The sequence below is a fragment of the Microcoleus sp. N9_A1 genome (assembly GCF_036701795.1).
Taxonomy (GTDB): domain Bacteria; phylum Cyanobacteriota; class Cyanobacteriia; order Cyanobacteriales; family Microcoleaceae; genus Microcoleus.
On the sequence record NZ_JAUBRI010000052.1, the window covers coordinates 1 to 15,878 of the forward strand.

9 protein-coding genes are annotated in these 15,878 nt (G+C 48.1%); 4 read left to right on the forward strand and 5 right to left on the reverse strand.

What is annotated here, in order from left to right; translation table 11 throughout:
• A partial coding sequence (locus tag QUA58_RS21705) for a hypothetical protein (RefSeq protein ID WP_333252333.1) occupies nt 1-319 on the forward strand: 319 nt, incomplete at its 5' end.
• Between the two features lie 237 nt (nt 320-556).
• Here the strand turns inward: QUA58_RS21705 and QUA58_RS21710 are convergent.
• From QUA58_RS21710 to QUA58_RS21725, 4 genes are all read right to left on the reverse strand, one after another.
• Nucleotides 557-1,429 carry a ribonuclease HII gene (locus QUA58_RS21710; RefSeq protein WP_333395877.1) on the reverse strand — a complete coding sequence of 291 codons (873 nt, stop codon included), beginning with the start codon at nt 1,427-1,429 and terminating at the stop codon, nt 557-559.
• Nucleotides 1,344-3,662: an Rne/Rng family ribonuclease gene (locus QUA58_RS21715; protein ID WP_333395879.1), complete on the reverse strand. Its 2,319-nt coding sequence runs from the start codon at nt 3,660-3,662 to the stop codon at nt 1,344-1,346. The genes QUA58_RS21710 and QUA58_RS21715 overlap by 86 nt, the downstream gene beginning before the upstream one ends.
• A gap of 1,059 nt (nt 3,663-4,721) precedes the next feature.
• Nucleotides 4,722-7,595: a TIGR03960 family B12-binding radical SAM protein gene (locus QUA58_RS21720; protein WP_333252329.1), complete on the reverse strand. Its 2,874-nt coding sequence runs from the start codon at nt 7,593-7,595 to the stop codon at nt 4,722-4,724.
• A gap of 219 nt (nt 7,596-7,814) precedes the next feature.
• On the reverse strand, nt 7,815-8,159 hold the full coding sequence (locus QUA58_RS21725; RefSeq protein WP_333395881.1) for an STAS domain-containing protein: 345 nt from the start codon (nt 8,157-8,159) through the stop codon (nt 7,815-7,817).
• A gap of 384 nt (nt 8,160-8,543) precedes the next feature.
• Between QUA58_RS21725 and QUA58_RS21730 the strand changes: the two genes are divergently transcribed.
• The gene (locus tag QUA58_RS21730) at nt 8,544-8,741 is read left to right on the forward strand and encodes a hypothetical protein (RefSeq protein ID WP_015176637.1); all 198 of its coding nucleotides are present in this window, start codon (nt 8,544-8,546) and stop codon (nt 8,739-8,741) included.
• Between the two features lie 1,004 nt (nt 8,742-9,745).
• Here QUA58_RS21730 and QUA58_RS21735 read toward each other — a convergent pair.
• On the reverse strand, nt 9,746-12,574 hold the full coding sequence (locus tag QUA58_RS21735; RefSeq protein WP_333252327.1) for a PAS domain S-box protein: 2,829 nt from the start codon (nt 12,572-12,574) through the stop codon (nt 9,746-9,748).
• A gap of 1,255 nt (nt 12,575-13,829) precedes the next feature.
• Here QUA58_RS21735 and QUA58_RS21740 point away from each other — a divergent pair.
• The gene (locus QUA58_RS21740) at nt 13,830-15,044 is read left to right on the forward strand and encodes a transposase (protein WP_333395883.1); all 1,215 of its coding nucleotides are present in this window, start codon (nt 13,830-13,832) and stop codon (nt 15,042-15,044) included.
• 97 nt (nt 15,045-15,141) lie between these two features.
• Nucleotides 15,142-15,867: a DUF502 domain-containing protein gene (locus QUA58_RS21745; protein WP_333252325.1), complete on the forward strand. Its 726-nt coding sequence runs from the start codon at nt 15,142-15,144 to the stop codon at nt 15,865-15,867.
• Nucleotides 15,868-15,878: the final 11 nt, after the last annotated feature.

The following is a 15,878-nucleotide window of genomic DNA, read 5'->3' on the forward strand; positions in this document are numbered from 1 at the left end:
CTGGTGGCGACAAAACAGAGATAAGTTCGACTGGTTGATCCAAGAATCCCCTCGCCTCGATAGCAGGGGAGTGTCAAATAATGCAAGAAGCCAGAAGAGAGGAAACACCCATGAAGGAGGGCAATGCCAGCAAGAGAAATCCGCTCTCTTGAGAAGCAACTCAATTTTTGCTCCCGGTGTCGGCGTCTTTGGGTTGCCACTTAGGATTTTCGACTTTCCTGGCGACCACAGTCACGACATTTATGGTGAAAGTTTTCCGCGACGAGTCATTCCATTTTTCATCACATCGTCAGAACCACAAGTGGGACAAATCAGATAGGGTTTCATCATGAGACTCCTCAAAAGATTGGCATAGAGCTATTATCCTCTATCCTTTACATAAAAGCACTACCAAAGATTCTATAGATGCTACCGGAGGCTGAAGCGGTAAGGTGGGCATTGTGCATCCTACAGAATTGAATTTATACACCCAGGACTATTAATCTGAAATTCTTGGTTTTTCAAATTTTATATACTCGCGCTGGAATTAGCTAAGTTTTCCACCGCTATTTTAAGATTATCGGCAAGGACTAAATGACACCCGATGAAAGACAGACACACCGCAACGTTCTAAAGCCAATTTATGTTTTTTTGTGCCATATCCTTTGTTGTTTGTCAAGTCATATTCGGGATACTTAACAGCCATCCGCAAGATTAATTCATCGCGCCAAACTTTGGCGACAATGCTAGCGGCGGCAATCTGAATCGATCGCGCATCACCCTTGATCATCGTCTCTTGCTCGATCGCCAAATTGGGAATCCTTTGATTCCCATCAACCAAACACAAATCAGGAGTAACCTTCAACTTCAAAATCGCCCGTTTCATCGCCAACAAAGAAGCCTGCAAAATATTGAGGCGATCGATCTCCCGCACCGAAGCCGCACCAATTTGACAGTCAACCGCCACAGCCCGGATTTTTATAGCTAACCGACTTCGGGCTGTGGCACTCAACTGCTTGCTGTCGCGCACCCCGCAACTTACCAATTCATCGAGAACCTCGTCGGGCAAAATGCAGGCCGCAGCCACCACCGGCCCGAACAAAGCTCCTCTTCCTACTTCATCTACACCTGCAATTATTCGAGGGAGAGAGGGAGATGGGGAGATGGGGGGAGAGGGAGATGGGGAGAGGGGGAGAGAGGGAGATGGGGAGAGGGGGAGATGGAAAGATGGGAAGAGAGTAAAAATTTCTAGTTCTTCCTTTTTCCCTCTTTCTTCTTCCCTCTTTCTTCTTCCCTCTTCCTTTTTCCCTCTTCCTTTTTCCCTCTTCCTTCTTCCTTCTTCCTTCTTCCCTCTTCCTTCATAATTATTCGTCCAAAAGGGCAGATGAGCGACGGCGGCGACGGCGGTTGATAGCAGGTTCTTCGGGTTCGCTCGATTCGATCGGCTCATTGAGTTCGATCGGCTCATTGAGTTCGATCGGCTCATTGAGTTCGATCGGCTCATTGAGTTCGATCGGCTCATAGGATTCGATCGGCTCATAGGATTCATCCATCACATCGCTGGGTTCCTCCATCTGATCAAAATCATCAGTTTCGTCGATCAAACTCTCGCCATAAATTTGGGCATCATCATCATCATCATCATCCTCATCCTCAGAAAAAACAGGCTCAACTACCGACCTTTCTGGATAATAATCCCGTTCCTCAACATTCTGTGGAGGCGTCGTCGCTTCAAATTCAAATTCGAGCTGCTCGAAAGGCTGCTTGTTCGGGGCCGCTCCCGGGAGAGTCACCGAAACGATCGCATTCTTAGGATTTTTCACGCTGCGATCAGTAAGCACCAAAGGAGAAACCCCCATCAGAGCATAAACATCCTGCTCCTCCGCCGTCATTTCCACCGAAATCACCTCTGGAGGCTCCACCATCGGCTTCATCAACTCAGACTTAGCCGGACGCACGCGATCGAAATCCTCGCGCCTGCCAACAGTCGCCATATTCACCAGCCCGAAGCCCTCCGAAGCCGCCCGGATGCCCGGGGGTGCCAAATACTCAGAGCGCGTATCCGCGACGGGCGCACTCGAAGTATTCGGCAGCCGCAACTTGCTGCGTACCGGTTCCTCCTCCGCCGGGAGAGCAAAAGGCTCTTCGCCAATCCGGCGGCGACGGCGGCGTCTAGTTCCGTTCCCCAAATCCTGATAGCTGGGATGGTTGAGCAAGTCCAAAGATGAGGCGTTGCTGCCAGTCTCAAAATCCAAACTTTCGCTTTGAGGTTCCCAAGCAGCCCGAGCAGGTTCGGGGGGGCGTTCTTCCCGCACTGGTGCGGGAGTTGCAGCCGCCACAGGCGTCAAGCTGCGGCGTTCCAATCCTTCTGGCAAATTCAACATAACGCGGTTCGAGGAAGCAACAGTGCGATCGCCCGATTCCCGCACCGCTGCGGCGAAGTCTTCTTCCCCAGGGAGTTGCACCAGATGACCCAACCCGCTGCAAGTAGGGCAACTGTGGCCGAACAACTCGTAAATATTTTGACCTTGGCGCTTGCGGGTGAGTTCTACCAGTCCCAATTCCGACAGTTGAGCGATTTGCGGCCGAGCCTTGTCAGCTTTGAGAGCTTTATTGAAATGTTCCAGCACCTGCAACTGATCGCGGCGGGATTCCATGTCAATAAAGTCAACAATAATCACCCCGGCAATATTCCGCAACCGCAGTTGTCTAGCAATTTCCGTGGCTGCTTCGCAATTTGTCCAGAGTACAGTTTCCCGAGCCGTCGCCGATCGAGTAAACGAGCCAGAGTTGACATCGATCACCGTCAGCGCCTCAGTCGGCTCTATAATCACATAACCACCCGAAGGCAAATCAACCCTTGGTCTGAGGGCTTCTCGAATCGCAGCGTTAACGCGGAAAAATTCTAAAATCGAGGCGCGCTCTCGGTGGTGGTCGATCAAAACTCCCGCAGGAAGTTTACCGCCGTTCCAGCTCATCAACTGCTGCTTCACCCGCTTAATTCCATTTTGCGAGTCCACCACAATCCGATTCACGTCACCGCTGAACATATCTCGGAGCACCCGCTGGATAAAATCGTCATCCCGGTTGAGCAGTGCCGGCGCCCGCGAAGTACCGCCTTCGAGTTGAACGGCTTCCCACTGTTTTTGGAGGACTTCCAAATCTTCCATGATCGCTTCTTCCGTCATCCCTTCAGCTTCAGTGCGTACCAGCAGCCCCATCCCGGCCGGTTTCACCAAAATAGCCAGGGCTCTGAGGCGGTTGCGCTCGGCTTCCGACTTGATCCGCCGCGAGAGATTGACTCCCCTGCCGTAGGGCATCAGTACCAAATAGCGGCCCGGCAGAGTAATGTTGCCTGTCAGCCGGGGGCCTTTGCTGCCCGTCGGTTCTTTCATCACCTGTACCACCACTTTCTGCTGGGGGGTCAGGAGTTCTGTAATTGCTCCTGCCGAGCGTTTAAGGCGCAGCGGGCCGAGGTCTGTGACGTGCATGAACCCGTTACGTTCTGGATCGCCAATATTGACGAATGCCGCATCTATCCCAGGGAGTACATTTTCAACAATTCCCAAGTAAATGTCACTGACTTGGTGGCTGCCTGTGGCTACCACAAGTTCTTGGATTTGATCTTCTGAAAAGACGGCAGCAATGCGATGCTGCTCTGCTATAACTATCTGCTTTGTCATTCAATTTCCTCAAAAAACTGGCAGCAAGTTAGAGACACTTACGCACTCATAGTGCCTCTGACTTAGACTGTAATTAGTAGTAGCTTGAAGAGTTATTAGCTGTGAGTTGGTGCAGGGTGGAAGGAAAGTTAACTGTTGACCGTTCACTGTTAACTGTTGACTGTTCACTGTTAACTGTTACAGATAAAGTAGTTAAACCCGCCCGTACATAGTTATGAGTTATGCTCAGCAGATAAATCTGAGAGATAGAAATAAGGAGGCTTTTATCGAGTTAGCAATATTGAGATTTGAGTTGAGAATTGCGAAATCAATACTCAAAATTCAACACTTACAACTCTTCCTTTGAACTCAGCGAATAAATTCATTGACACCGTACCAATTTCTTAACACACAACTTAACACTACGAACTGATAACTCCGCTTGCGTGTTGTTTGAGGGCTGGTTTTGAGCGAAAGTAAGTAGGAGTGAAAGCGCCTAGACTTTTGTTGAATTCTTGCGCGATCGCACTCAACATACCCCCAGATTGGCATTTGACTGCAACCTCCGCCCCTGCCAACCCTAAAACCTCGTCAGTCGATTTTAGATTTTAGATCTTAGATTTTAGATTTTAGATTTACAAGGGCAGATGAATCTGGGAGCTTGAACTATGGTCTAAAATCTAAAATTTTTGGTTCTCCACGACTTAAGTCGGGGGCTTATCTCCGTTTTTTGACGGGTCAAAAACATCTATTGTTGAATACCTGCTCTGGGGCTTGAACCGTGAGATTTTTGAGTAAGCCGACGATCGACAACCAGTCGATCGGTCGAAATTAATCGCTAAATTTGGTTCATGCCCCGCTCCTGCCGGTTTGACGCTAGATTTAGCCCGTGAATGTACAAAAAGGCTTGAAATCTTGAACAGAAGCAATTTGCACCCAGCCCGCGTTGCTGGTTGACTATTAGCGACGAGCGACTAAAGCGCTCAAGCCACCGCAGCTTCCATAACAAGCAATTATAGCGTAAGCGACACATCCCGATCGAGAGCCGAAGGTGAAATATTCCACCACGGCTTCCCTATCTTAACCATAACCTAGGATTAGCTGACTACGCTCAACCTGCAGAAGCTGAATTTCCTGCTGGCTGACTTGTTCGAGCATGAAAACAATATGTTCTGGCTTTAGCAAGTTGCCGTCGCTGCGACAACTGCCGGTAAAACGCAAGACGGCTCTACCTTCGGATGTAGCACTCCTAGCAGAGGTGCTGCTGTCTGGTTTCTGCTCTACAAGTTCTAGTTTGTGCAGCCGATCGCGCAAATTGACATTCTGCGTCTTTCCCGACTTAGTAGTATGCACCCGCCAAAAAGCCTCGGTTTCGGCGATCGTCTTGACCCAATCTTCCCAGTTAGCATTATCCGCGACGCAGACAGGAGCAGAATTTTCCCGGTCACATTCGCCATTTTCTGCCACCACACCCGCTACAGCAACAGTAATCAGGTACTCCGCTGCTTCCAACAACTGGTTAGCAGAAGGAGCCTTAAGATCGATCGGCTCAACCTTGTAAATCGGAATATTTTCCGGCAGCTTAGCGGCCAACTTTTCCCGAAAACTCTCAATATCGATCGACTCAGTGAGCTCAAAGTCGGCAATTTCCCCAGTGCTGGTAACGCCCAGAGGCAGAGCATTTGCCAGAGAAATCCGAGGATTCGGGTGAAAGCCACCGGTAAACGAAATCGGCAAATCGGCCCTGCGGACAACTCGATCAAGCAATCGGATCAAATCCAAATGACCAACCAAAGCCATATCGCCCACCTTTCCAAACCAAACCCGAAAACGCTGTTTCCGCTCGGTATTCGGCACAAACTCCCCAGCAAACTCAGGAATTGGCAGCGCATCCACAACCACATTGTGTCCGAAATCCGTGCCACAAACCCCGCAGCGCGAACACCCTTCAAAGGAACAGTCGGGAACCGTCGCTGCTTCTAAAGCCTTTTGCAAGTCAATTTTAAGCCAGTTTTTGTCTATTCCCGTATCTAAGTGATCCCAAGGCAGGGCCTGATCAAGAGAGAGGGGGGGAAGGGGAGAGGGGGAGAGGGGGAGAGGGGGGGAAGGGGAGAGGGGGAGAGTGGGAGATGTGGGAAAATCTTCCTTATTCATTCTTCCGACTTCCATCCGACTTCCATCCGTTACATCCGTTACATCCGTTACAGAATCCGTTGCCGAACTTCCTTCTTCCTTCTCCTCTTCCTTCTCCTCTTCCTTCTCCTCTTCCTTGTCAAACAGATTCCACTCGCCGCTTTCAACTTGGCGGTATTTCCAGGTAAGGCCCGACTCATCTATCGCCTGAGTCCAAGCTTTGTAAGCCTGATCCAAGCTTTCCCACCACGCATCCATACCCGCGCCAAGTTCCCAAGCGCGGCGGACTACAGCGCCCAAACGTCGATCGCCCCTTCCGACAAAATCCTCCATTGCCGAAATCCGCACATCAGTGTAATTCACCTTGACGCCGCGCATCCCCCGAAATTCTCCCTTGAGCAGTCTTTGCTTGCGGGAAAACTCAGCAGTAGAAACCGAGTGCCACTGAAAAGGAGTGTGAGGCTTAGGCGTAAAATTTGAAATTGTCAAGTTAAAATTCAGTCCCCGCCGGCCCTGTAGCCTGCATTCCCTGTGCAGCCAGCGAACCGTTTCGGCAATGCCCAGCACATCAAAATCTGTTTCTCCGGGCAAACCGATCATAAAATACAGCTTGATTTTATCCCAGCCGCGATCGACCGCAGTTTTGACACCCCGGAGCAATTCTTCATTCGTCAAACCTTTGTTAACGATGTCGCGCATCCGCTGCGTACCAGCTTCCGGCGCAAAAGTCAAACCGCCTTGTCGCGTACCGCCGAGAATGTCGGCAATATTATCGTCAAATCTGTCAACCCGCTGGCTGGGTAGAGACAGAGAAATATTTTTATCTTTCAGGCGATTTTTGATTTCCATCCCGACTGCTGGGAGTGCCAGATAGTCGGAACAACTCAGGGAAAGCAGGGAAAACTCGCTGTGCCCGGTGGCTTTCATGCCTTCTTCGATCGCCTCTACGACTTGCTGCGGTTCGACATCGCGCGCGGGGCGAGTCAGCATTCCCGGCTGACAGAAGCGACACCCGCGGGTGCATCCCCGGCGGATTTCTACTGTCAGTCTGTCGTGTACTGTCTGGACGTAGGGAACCAGGCCGATCGAATAAGCTGGTATGGGAGTCGCCACGCGGCGCAGAATTCGTTCTGGAACTTGCGGGCGATTGGGATGAACAGAACCGTCGGCCGCCATATCGTAGAATTGCGGGACATAAACGCCGGGAATTTGCGCTAAATCCAGCAGCAATGCTTCTCGGCTCAAATTATTAGCTTTGCCTTCTGCCAAAATCAAGCCAATTTCTGGCAGCAACTCTTCTCCATCTCCCAAAGCGATGAAGTCAAAAAAGTCCGCGTAGGGTTCGGGATTGGAAGTTGCTGTTTGCCCGCCAGCAAAAATCAGCGGCAAATCTGCGCCATTTTGGGCATTTGTGGCTCTTTCTTTCCAAGTTAGGGGAATGCCGGCTAAATCCAGCATTTCCAGAATGTTTGTTGCTCCGAGTTCGTAGCTGAGGCTGAAGCCCAGAATATCAAATTCTGTGAGCGATCGCCTGGATTCTACTGCAAACAGGGGAGTTTGAGTCGATCGCAGTTTTGCTGCCAAGTCTGGTGCGGGCAAATAAGCTCGATCGCACAACTGTCTCGGCCCTGCGTTCAAAATATTGTAAAGGATGATGTGCCCCAGATTGGAAGCACCAACTTCATACACTTCTGGGTAAGTGAGCACCCAGCGCACAGACGCTGCATCCCAAGGCTTGTGTGCAGCCCCCAACTCGTTTCCCAGATAACGAGCAGGCTGATTAATTTCTGCTGTAAGTAATTCTTCGACTTTTACTGCCACGGCTCGACTCGCTCTCATATTTGCGACTCTTAAGCAGCCTACCTTAAAATCTGCCAACACGCCAACGACAGTCAGTCGATTTTAGATTGAAGAATTGAAGAATTGAAGAATTGACTTGCAGCATTGAATCCAAGGAGCAGGAACAAAAGTCTAAAATTTTGGGAGCACCCATTCGCTCGGAGGGCAAGCTGTCAACTGTCAACTGTCAACTGTCAACTGTCAACTGAAACAGGAGTTTTCGGCCTCAAAGCTATCGACATTTTCAAATATCTCAAACACTCGATCGAGTTGGCTGAGTTCCAGAACCATCCTAATCCCGGCGGAAACTGAGCAAAGACTAAACCTGCGCCCCATTTTTTTCGCCTGCTTCAGGCCGGAAACCAATGCCATCAAACCGGCACTGTCAATAAATGTGACTGCGCCCAAATCTACAAGTAGCGCTACAACCCCAGGGGCTGCAATTGCTGTCGTTAGTTGTACGTCGAATTCTCCGCAGGTGGCTGCATTCAGGTAGTCTAGGGGTCGAATCACCGTAATTGGTTTCTGGGCAAGAAGTGTCTGCATATTTCAAACCTATGGTTGCTGTGTATTTTCAACTACTGTGCTAGAAGGTTGTAAGCCTAAACCTACTTGATAACACTGAGCCTAACTTGCTCGGAGGGAAACCGACCAGTTGTTTTCAGTAATTTTACTGAATCTTTATTTATTGACTCTTTTTTATGAAATTTTGCGTAAGATTTGGGCAGGAAACGTAAGCTACTATACTATTTTTTATTAATGCCAGCAGGCGCAAGTCTTGGTAACTCTAAAAATTGCGATCGACTTTGCCCTAGCTGTTAGATAAAACTGAACAATGTAATTTAAATCACTTATTAGTTCTGATCTAGATCACCTGTTTGATCGACACTTCAGAGGAAAATTAAACTGTACGGAGTTCTCCGACTTACTATGCAAGCAACTCATGCTATTCGTCAACTTGTAGAAAAAGCCCTCTACATTAAGCAGTTGACGCCTGACATTGAAAACGAAATCAACTACGAGCTCACCCGTTTGGGGTACATCTCGGATATTGATTATGAGGCTTTAGAGTTATTAATGGATGAAATGGATGCCGGCCGGGTGCAATTGGTATCTAGCCGTCGATAGTGGAAAGCGGGCACCCAGTCCAGATCCAAGAACCAAAAAATCCTTGCACGGCGGGCAATAGAGGAGTGTTAGAAGCATTTACGCCGGCCGAATATTTTTCTAATGAAGCATCTTGTTGCTGAACTTGATATTTGAGGAAATAGTGTTGGGGGCGATCGGCCCTGCACCTGTGCTCAAAAGCTAAAAACTTTGACTTAAATTAAATTTATATCTTTTGGGGTATGACAAATTAGGTTAATCGTAGCTAAGAGTCATGCTTAATAGACCTCTTGCAAAAATAATTAGGACGCTGCTCAAAGCCATCCCACAAATTTTTTTTTCTTGTGGGATGGCTTTGAGCAGCGTCCGAAAATTTGATTAAAAGGACTTTTGCAATCTTGTCTAATGAAGCAGCTAATTGCTGAACTTGATATTTCAGGAGAGACTGTTAAGGGCGATCGTCCCTGAACCTCATACAATTTTAGATTTTAGATTTGAGAAGTCGGACTACTGATGATTATCATGGTTTGGAACTTGTCTACAGTTGTATTCCTTTTAGAAACTGCTATCAGTATCAAAAACTACACACTGTGACCTAAATTAAATTTATAACTTTTGGGACTTGACAAATTAGCTCTAAGTCTAATTTATAGTAAAAAAAGTTTTTCGGCAGGATTAGGACTAAGGCCAACTGTCACGAATAAAGCTTGAATTTTAAGTATGTAGTTGGGCTTGTACGCTATTTTCTAAGCTAATGATCGTGAATTAAATAATTTGCATAAGCCTGTGGGATGGGCCTGAAAGCCCGTCTATAAGGGACGGGCTTTCAGGCCCATCCCACAAGAACAATCACGCATTGCAGGTTATTTAATTCTCATTCCTAAGAGCGGACAAGCGCAACTACATATTTTTGTTTAATCGACCAGTTGACCTTAGTCCTAAGAATTATTATCCGATCGCTCGAATGCAAGAAAATTGGTTTGTAGTCACGACATCCGTCCTCAAAGTTTGCAAACGCACTCAATCTAAAATCTAAAATCGTTCGATCGCGCCGCTAAACTTGCCACCACCGCCACCAACTCAGCAGGCTCGATCGGCTTGGGCACGTAAATTTGAAAACCTTGCTGCAGTGCCCGTACCCGTTCCTCTACCCTACCAACCGCCGTGAACGCCAACGCCGGAATTTCCCTGTCCACCACGAGCGATCGCACTTGCCGCAGCAGAGCCTCTCCATCAGGGGCCTGCATCTCGATATCGATCGCCAACACATCCGGATTCAGCCTTTCAATCGCATCCAGGGCAGCCATTCCAGAGGTAGCAGTCTCCACCTGGGCCCCGCAATCTTCGAGCACTGTACAGGCAAAATCCAGGGAATCCGCGTCGAGATCGACCACCAACACCCGTACTCCAGAAAGATTGCTGCTGACAAAAGCCTCCTTTACACGGGCTCGCGCCGGGGTTTGAGGAATCGCCAACTCCCCAAGTCCGGCAACAGACACTCCGCCGTCGCAATGATGCTGTTGAATTGGCAATTTCACTAAAAACCTCGAGCCTTTTCCCTTCCCGGCCGATTCAGCTTGCACCGTCCCCCCGTGCATTTCCACAAAATGCCGCACTAGGGCCAAACCCAAACCCAATCCGTTGTACGATCGCCTTATAGAGCTGTCAGCTTGGCTGAACCGATCGAAAACGTGCGGTAAAAACTCTTCTGAAATCCCTTGTCCCGTGTCGCTGACCTCAATTTCCACACTAGCGAGCGACAATTTTTTACAGCAAGCGGATTCCTCGCGGGCAAAAGTCCTCTCCATCTTCCGCACCCCCACCCTCACCTGTCCGCCATCGGGAGTAAACTTAATCGCATTCGACAGCAAATTCCACGCTACCTGCTGCAAGCGACCGGAATCGCCCAAAATCCGCCCCGCAGTTGGGTCGAAATCCGTCACAATTTCAATATTTTTGGCAGCAATCGCGGGCGCGAGAGTATCGATCGCAGCCTCAACAGTCGAAATCACATCCACCCACCGCAAATTCAGCGACAGTTTGCCGGTAATAATCTGGGACACGTCCAACAAATCCTCGATCAGAGTTGCCAGCGAGCGTGTATTGCGATCGATCGTTTCCAGAGCCCGAACAGTCGTTTTTTCGTCAAACTTGCGGTTTCGCAGCAGTTGTGCCCATCCCAGCATCGCATTCAGCGGCGTCCGCAATTCATGGGACAAAGTTCCCAGAAACTCGTCTTTAATTCGGTTCGCCCGCGCCAATTCCTCGGCTCGATCATGCAGTTCTCTTTCCAACTGCTTGCCAACCGTCAAATCGAGAATAAAAGCCACAGATTCTTGCCGCTTTTGGGCGAGCAAAACATATCCGATCAACACCGGAATCCGGCTGCCGTCTCTCCTCCAGAATTCCTTTTCGTAGGGAGTGCAAACCCCCGTTGCTTGTGCCTCTGCCATCCCGTTCTTGTCGATAGACTGGTACTCCGGCGGCGTGATCTCAATCGAGTTTAATTCACCGCGCTGCAACTGTTCCCGCGTGTAACCAACTATCCGCAAAAATTCATCGTTGGCCTCCATGATACCGCCGTTGACATCCCCGAAGATAATTCCCATCAAGTTAGCTTCGGCTAACATTCTCAGCTTTTCTTCGCTAGCTTGGAGTGCAGCTTCTGTTTGCTTGTGATCGCTAACGTCTTGGATGTAAGCCGACAAACCAGAATCGGAAGGATAAAAACGCACCTTCAACCACTTATTCCATAACGGCACGAATTCTTCATACTCCACCGTTACCTTTTCTGCTAATGCTTTGGTAGCGATTTTGTACAACGGTAAATCGACGGCCCAGGGAAATATATCCCCAAAATTTTTACCGATCAACTCGGCTTTTGGTCTGCCTAACAGCTCAATCGCTTTCTGGTTAACATAGGTATAGTTCCAATTTAAATCAACAGCTATAAAAGCATCGGTAATGCTTTCTAGAATGTTAGTAATTTGATCGTTTGCCGATTGCAGCGCTTGAGCAGTTTCTTCTGCTTGGAACCTCGCTGCTTGTTCGCGGGACAAAGCGGCAGCGCGTTCTTGTTCTGCCTGTTTTCGATCGCTAATATCGATGTAAGAACCGATGTAACCTGCCAAAGTGCGATCGGGCCTGTACCGGGGTACGCCTGTACCCAAAACCCAGCGGTATTCCCCGTCATAGCGTCTCAGGCGGCATTCGAGCCGGTACTCGCTGCCAGCTTTGAAGGCTTTTTGGTAAATATCCAGAGATTCTGGCAAGTCATCTGGGTGCAAGTTTTCCATCCAACCCGTGCCCATTTCTTGCGCCAAAGTTCTACCGGTAAACTCCAGCCAAACTTTGTTAAAGTAATCGCCAAGTTGGTCAGTGTCCGACATCCAAATCATCACCGGCGCGGTATCTGCCATAATCCGAAATCGAGCTTCGCTTTCCTGCTGCTGTGCTTCGGCTTGCTTGCGCTCGCTCCGTTCTTGAACTTCCCGCAGTGCTCGCTGAATTGACGGCACCAAGCGCATCAAACCGCGTTTGAGAACATAATCAGTAGCGCCGCTTTTCAAAGTTTCGATTGCCACTTCCTCGCCCAAAGTAGCCGACACAAAAATAAACGGCACTTCCGGACAAGTAGCGCGGGCGATTTCCAGTGCAGCTATCCCGTTAAAACAAGGCAGCATATAATCTGCCAAAATAATGTCAAAACGTTGTTTTTCGAGCGCCGTGGCAAAGTCTTCGCGAGTTTCCACACACACCAGAGAAAATTGGAGTCCGCCATCCATTAGATATGCCTCAATCAGTTCGGCATCTAGGGGACTGTCTTCTACTAAGAGGATACTGAGCGTTTTCACAAAAATTCCTTTTACTTAAATATTAATTATCGGATACAAAATTTGACGGGCTGCGGCTTTAAGTAAAGCCCAAAAAAAAGTTTTGCGTTTTGAATGGCATAAAAAAATGTAAAAATCAATTGGTTTCATGAGTTGAGCATTCAGATCTCAATCCTAACTTCTAATCAAGTCTATTGCTGCTTGCCGCGAGGTGAATCCCCGCTTTGACTTGATTGGCTAGTACACTTGTTTTTCCTTAACTGTCGTCGGCTTCCAAGGAATCGGCACCGCTGGAGTCTTGCTTCTATGCAGCAGTTCAGCTATACGCTGTTAGTCATTTAAATTTCTTGCCTGAACCCCTTACAGTATGGGGTATAGACCACAAATAATGCAGTTTAAATGTGGAACAGCTTACGCTGTTGAACAAATAGTTTCGCGCTTCTGGCTAGAAACAACTAGATATGTAGTAATTTATCTCGCTTGCTACTAACTACTGCTACCTCGTTTGGCAGATTATTTTTTTTGTAGTGATGCCCGAGTTAATTCTATATTGCTTTGCCGCTCCTCTCAAGCTCGAATTCGCTTGAATTCTGCCCTTATTTCCTGAATATCGATCAATCGTGTCAAAAAAAGTCAAAGTTGCTGGTATGTCTGCTTTACTTTTTGCCGGATTTGCCTATCATGCAACACTTGCATGGTAGGCAACTGTTGCCTTGTTTATCGCTGTCGCTCATCAAAAATCACCGTCAATATAGTAAAGAATAGTCACAGTGCATCTATCCAGAGATATATTTTTGCATAGACACTGCACTCAACCTGCATAGGTTCCGCTGAATTCTGTAGAACGAAGTGCCACCCAGCCGAAAATCTGAGAAAGCTTGATCGACCAATTAATTTCCTATACAAATCACAAAAAATTTCCTCTGGACTCGCTACACTTGCACCCCAGGCATCCTCTGACCGATCGGCTTATTGCTTGAACCCGACCCAAACTGTCTTAAAATATACAATAGGGTCAGCGGCTGTACAGCCTGCATATATTAAAAGCAAGCGCCAACTTGCAATAATTCTTTAAAATATAGGTACAGCACCGCCGATCCCTAACTCTTCCCTGTCAGAAGGGCCGGGTTTAGCAGAGTTGAAGACGATCGTCTATGGTGACTGGGAATTTGGGTGCAAGCCCCGTCCTTTTAGGACGGCTTTAATTACACTTCTTGAAAAAGCGTTCCTACGTTCGGTCATGGTTGTGGTAGAATCAGGTAGGAGGATAGAGCAAATGTTTCATTTAGTCTACGAATTCAAACTCAAACCAACGGCAGGACAAATAGCAATCTTTGAAGATTGGCTAGAACAATGCCGTCGCGTATACAACTACGCATTGGCAGAACGTAAACATTGGTTTGAGTCTCGTAGTTGTCGAATTAACGCTTGCTCTATCCGATCTGAGTTCATCATTCGGGCCGAAACAAAACGACCAACTTATGCAAGCCAGTGCAAAAGTTTAACTACGGCTAGGGCAAACATACCCACTTTGGCTGCCGTCCAAGTACACGTCCTACAGCAAACACTGAAAAGGCTTGAAAAAGCGTTTGTGAGTATGTGGGAACAAAAACACGGTTTCCCCCGCTTTAAGAAAGCAAGAAGAATGCGATCGTTTGTGTTCCCACAATTGGGGGTTAACCCCGTCCAAAATCAAGCGGTGAAGCTCCCTAAAATTGGTTTGGTTAAGTTTCATCAATCACGGACTATCCCTGATGGTGCAACGATTAAGCAAGCAAGGATAGTCCGTAGGGTTAGCGGTTGGTACGTGATGTTAACCCTACAATGGGACGTTTCAGTACCCAATCTAATGCCCCACGGTGAAGGTATCGGAATTGATGTTGGACTAACTAATTTTTTAGCAACTTCTAACGGTCTTTTAGTCAACCGCCAAAGATTTTTTAAAGACGCAGAACGCAAGCTTAAATTGCTGCAACAACGTGTCTGTCGGAAAAAACTAGGTTCTAACAATTGGCGTAAAGCTCAAAATAAAGTCGCCAAACTGCATGAATACGTTGCTAACAGTCGGAAGGATTGGCATCGTAAATTATCTCATCAAATCTGTCAAAATGTGGGAATGATTTTCGTTGAGGATCTGAATCTGATAGGGCTGTCTAGGGCGATGCTAGGGAAACATTGCTTAGACGCAAGCTGGGGTCAGTTCTTCACAATCCTAGAGCAAACTTGTTTGAAATATGGCGTGTACTTTCAAAAGGTAAGCGCTCATAAGACGAGTCAAGTTTGCCCCAATTGTCTAGCAGAGACAGGAAAAAAACAGCTTGATGAGCGTACTCATTCATGCTCGAACTGTGGCTATACAACGGACAGAGATGTTGCAGCCGCTCAAGTAGTTCTAATTAGAGGACTTGCAGCCGTAGGGCATACGGTCAAGATGCTTGCCGAGGGTAAATTCATTGGAATCCCTGCGAATCAAGAATCCCCTCGCCTTTAGGCAGGGGTATGTCAATTCCAGTAAAGCCCGTGCAGTTGCTTTAGTCTCAGGTTTATTCAGGTTATTGGCAACCAGTTACGAGGAGATTTGACCCGCCGTGCTCCAACGCATCAAACAAGACTTAAAAAACGACCTGATCGCAGGACTATTGGTAGTGATCCCCTTAGCTACCACCATCTGGCTGACAATTACCGTCGCCAGTTGGGTCATCAATTTTCTCACCAAAATTCCCAAGCAGATCAACCCTTTTGACGGACTCCACCCGATTTTGGTGAATCTGCTAAATCTTTTAGTAGGGCTGGCTGTACCCCTGCTGAGTATCTTACTCATCGGTTTAATGGCCCGCAACATTTTCGGCAAGTGGCTGCTAGACTTTGGCGAACGGGTGTTGCAGGCAATTCCCCTAGCCGGTTCGGTTTACAAAACCCTCAAACAACTGCTGGGAACCATCCTCAACTCAAACGACAAATTTCGCCGCGTGGTGTTAGTGGAATATCCCCGGCGGGGAATCTGGACTTTAGCATTTGTGACCGGTACGATCGAGACTAACGATATCCCGCCTCATCTTTCCGGTGAAACCCCGATCGGCATTTTCATCCCCACCACTCCGAACCCCACTACCGGATGGTACGCTATCGTCCCCGAAGCAGATTTAGTCAATTTGTCAATGTCGATCGAAGATGCTTTTAAAGTCATCATCTCTGGCGGCATCGTCAACCCCAACAACTCAATTGCAGTAACCCCCGAAAATATTAAGGGCAAAACACTCGAACCCTTGGTATCCGAATCAAGATACCAGGCTGTCCCAGTCGAAGAAGACTAGACGAGCAATTG

Coding starts and splice junctions, on each gene's coding strand:
- QUA58_RS21710 (WP_333395877.1), bottom strand. CDS start 1,429: ATGAGCCGATCGAATCGAGCGAACCCGAAGAACCTGCTATCAACCGCC.
- QUA58_RS21730 (WP_015176637.1), top strand. CDS start 8,544: ATGCAAGCAACTCATGCTATTCGTCAACTTGTAGAAAAAGCCCTCTAC.
- QUA58_RS21740 (WP_333395883.1), top strand. CDS start 13,830: ATGTTTCATTTAGTCTACGAATTCAAACTCAAACCAACGGCAGGACAA.
- QUA58_RS21725 (WP_333395881.1), bottom strand. CDS start 8,159: ATGCAGACACTTCTTGCCCAGAAACCAATTACGGTGATTCGACCCCTA.
- QUA58_RS21715 (WP_333395879.1), bottom strand. CDS start 3,662: ATGACAAAGCAGATAGTTATAGCAGAGCAGCATCGCATTGCTGCCGTC.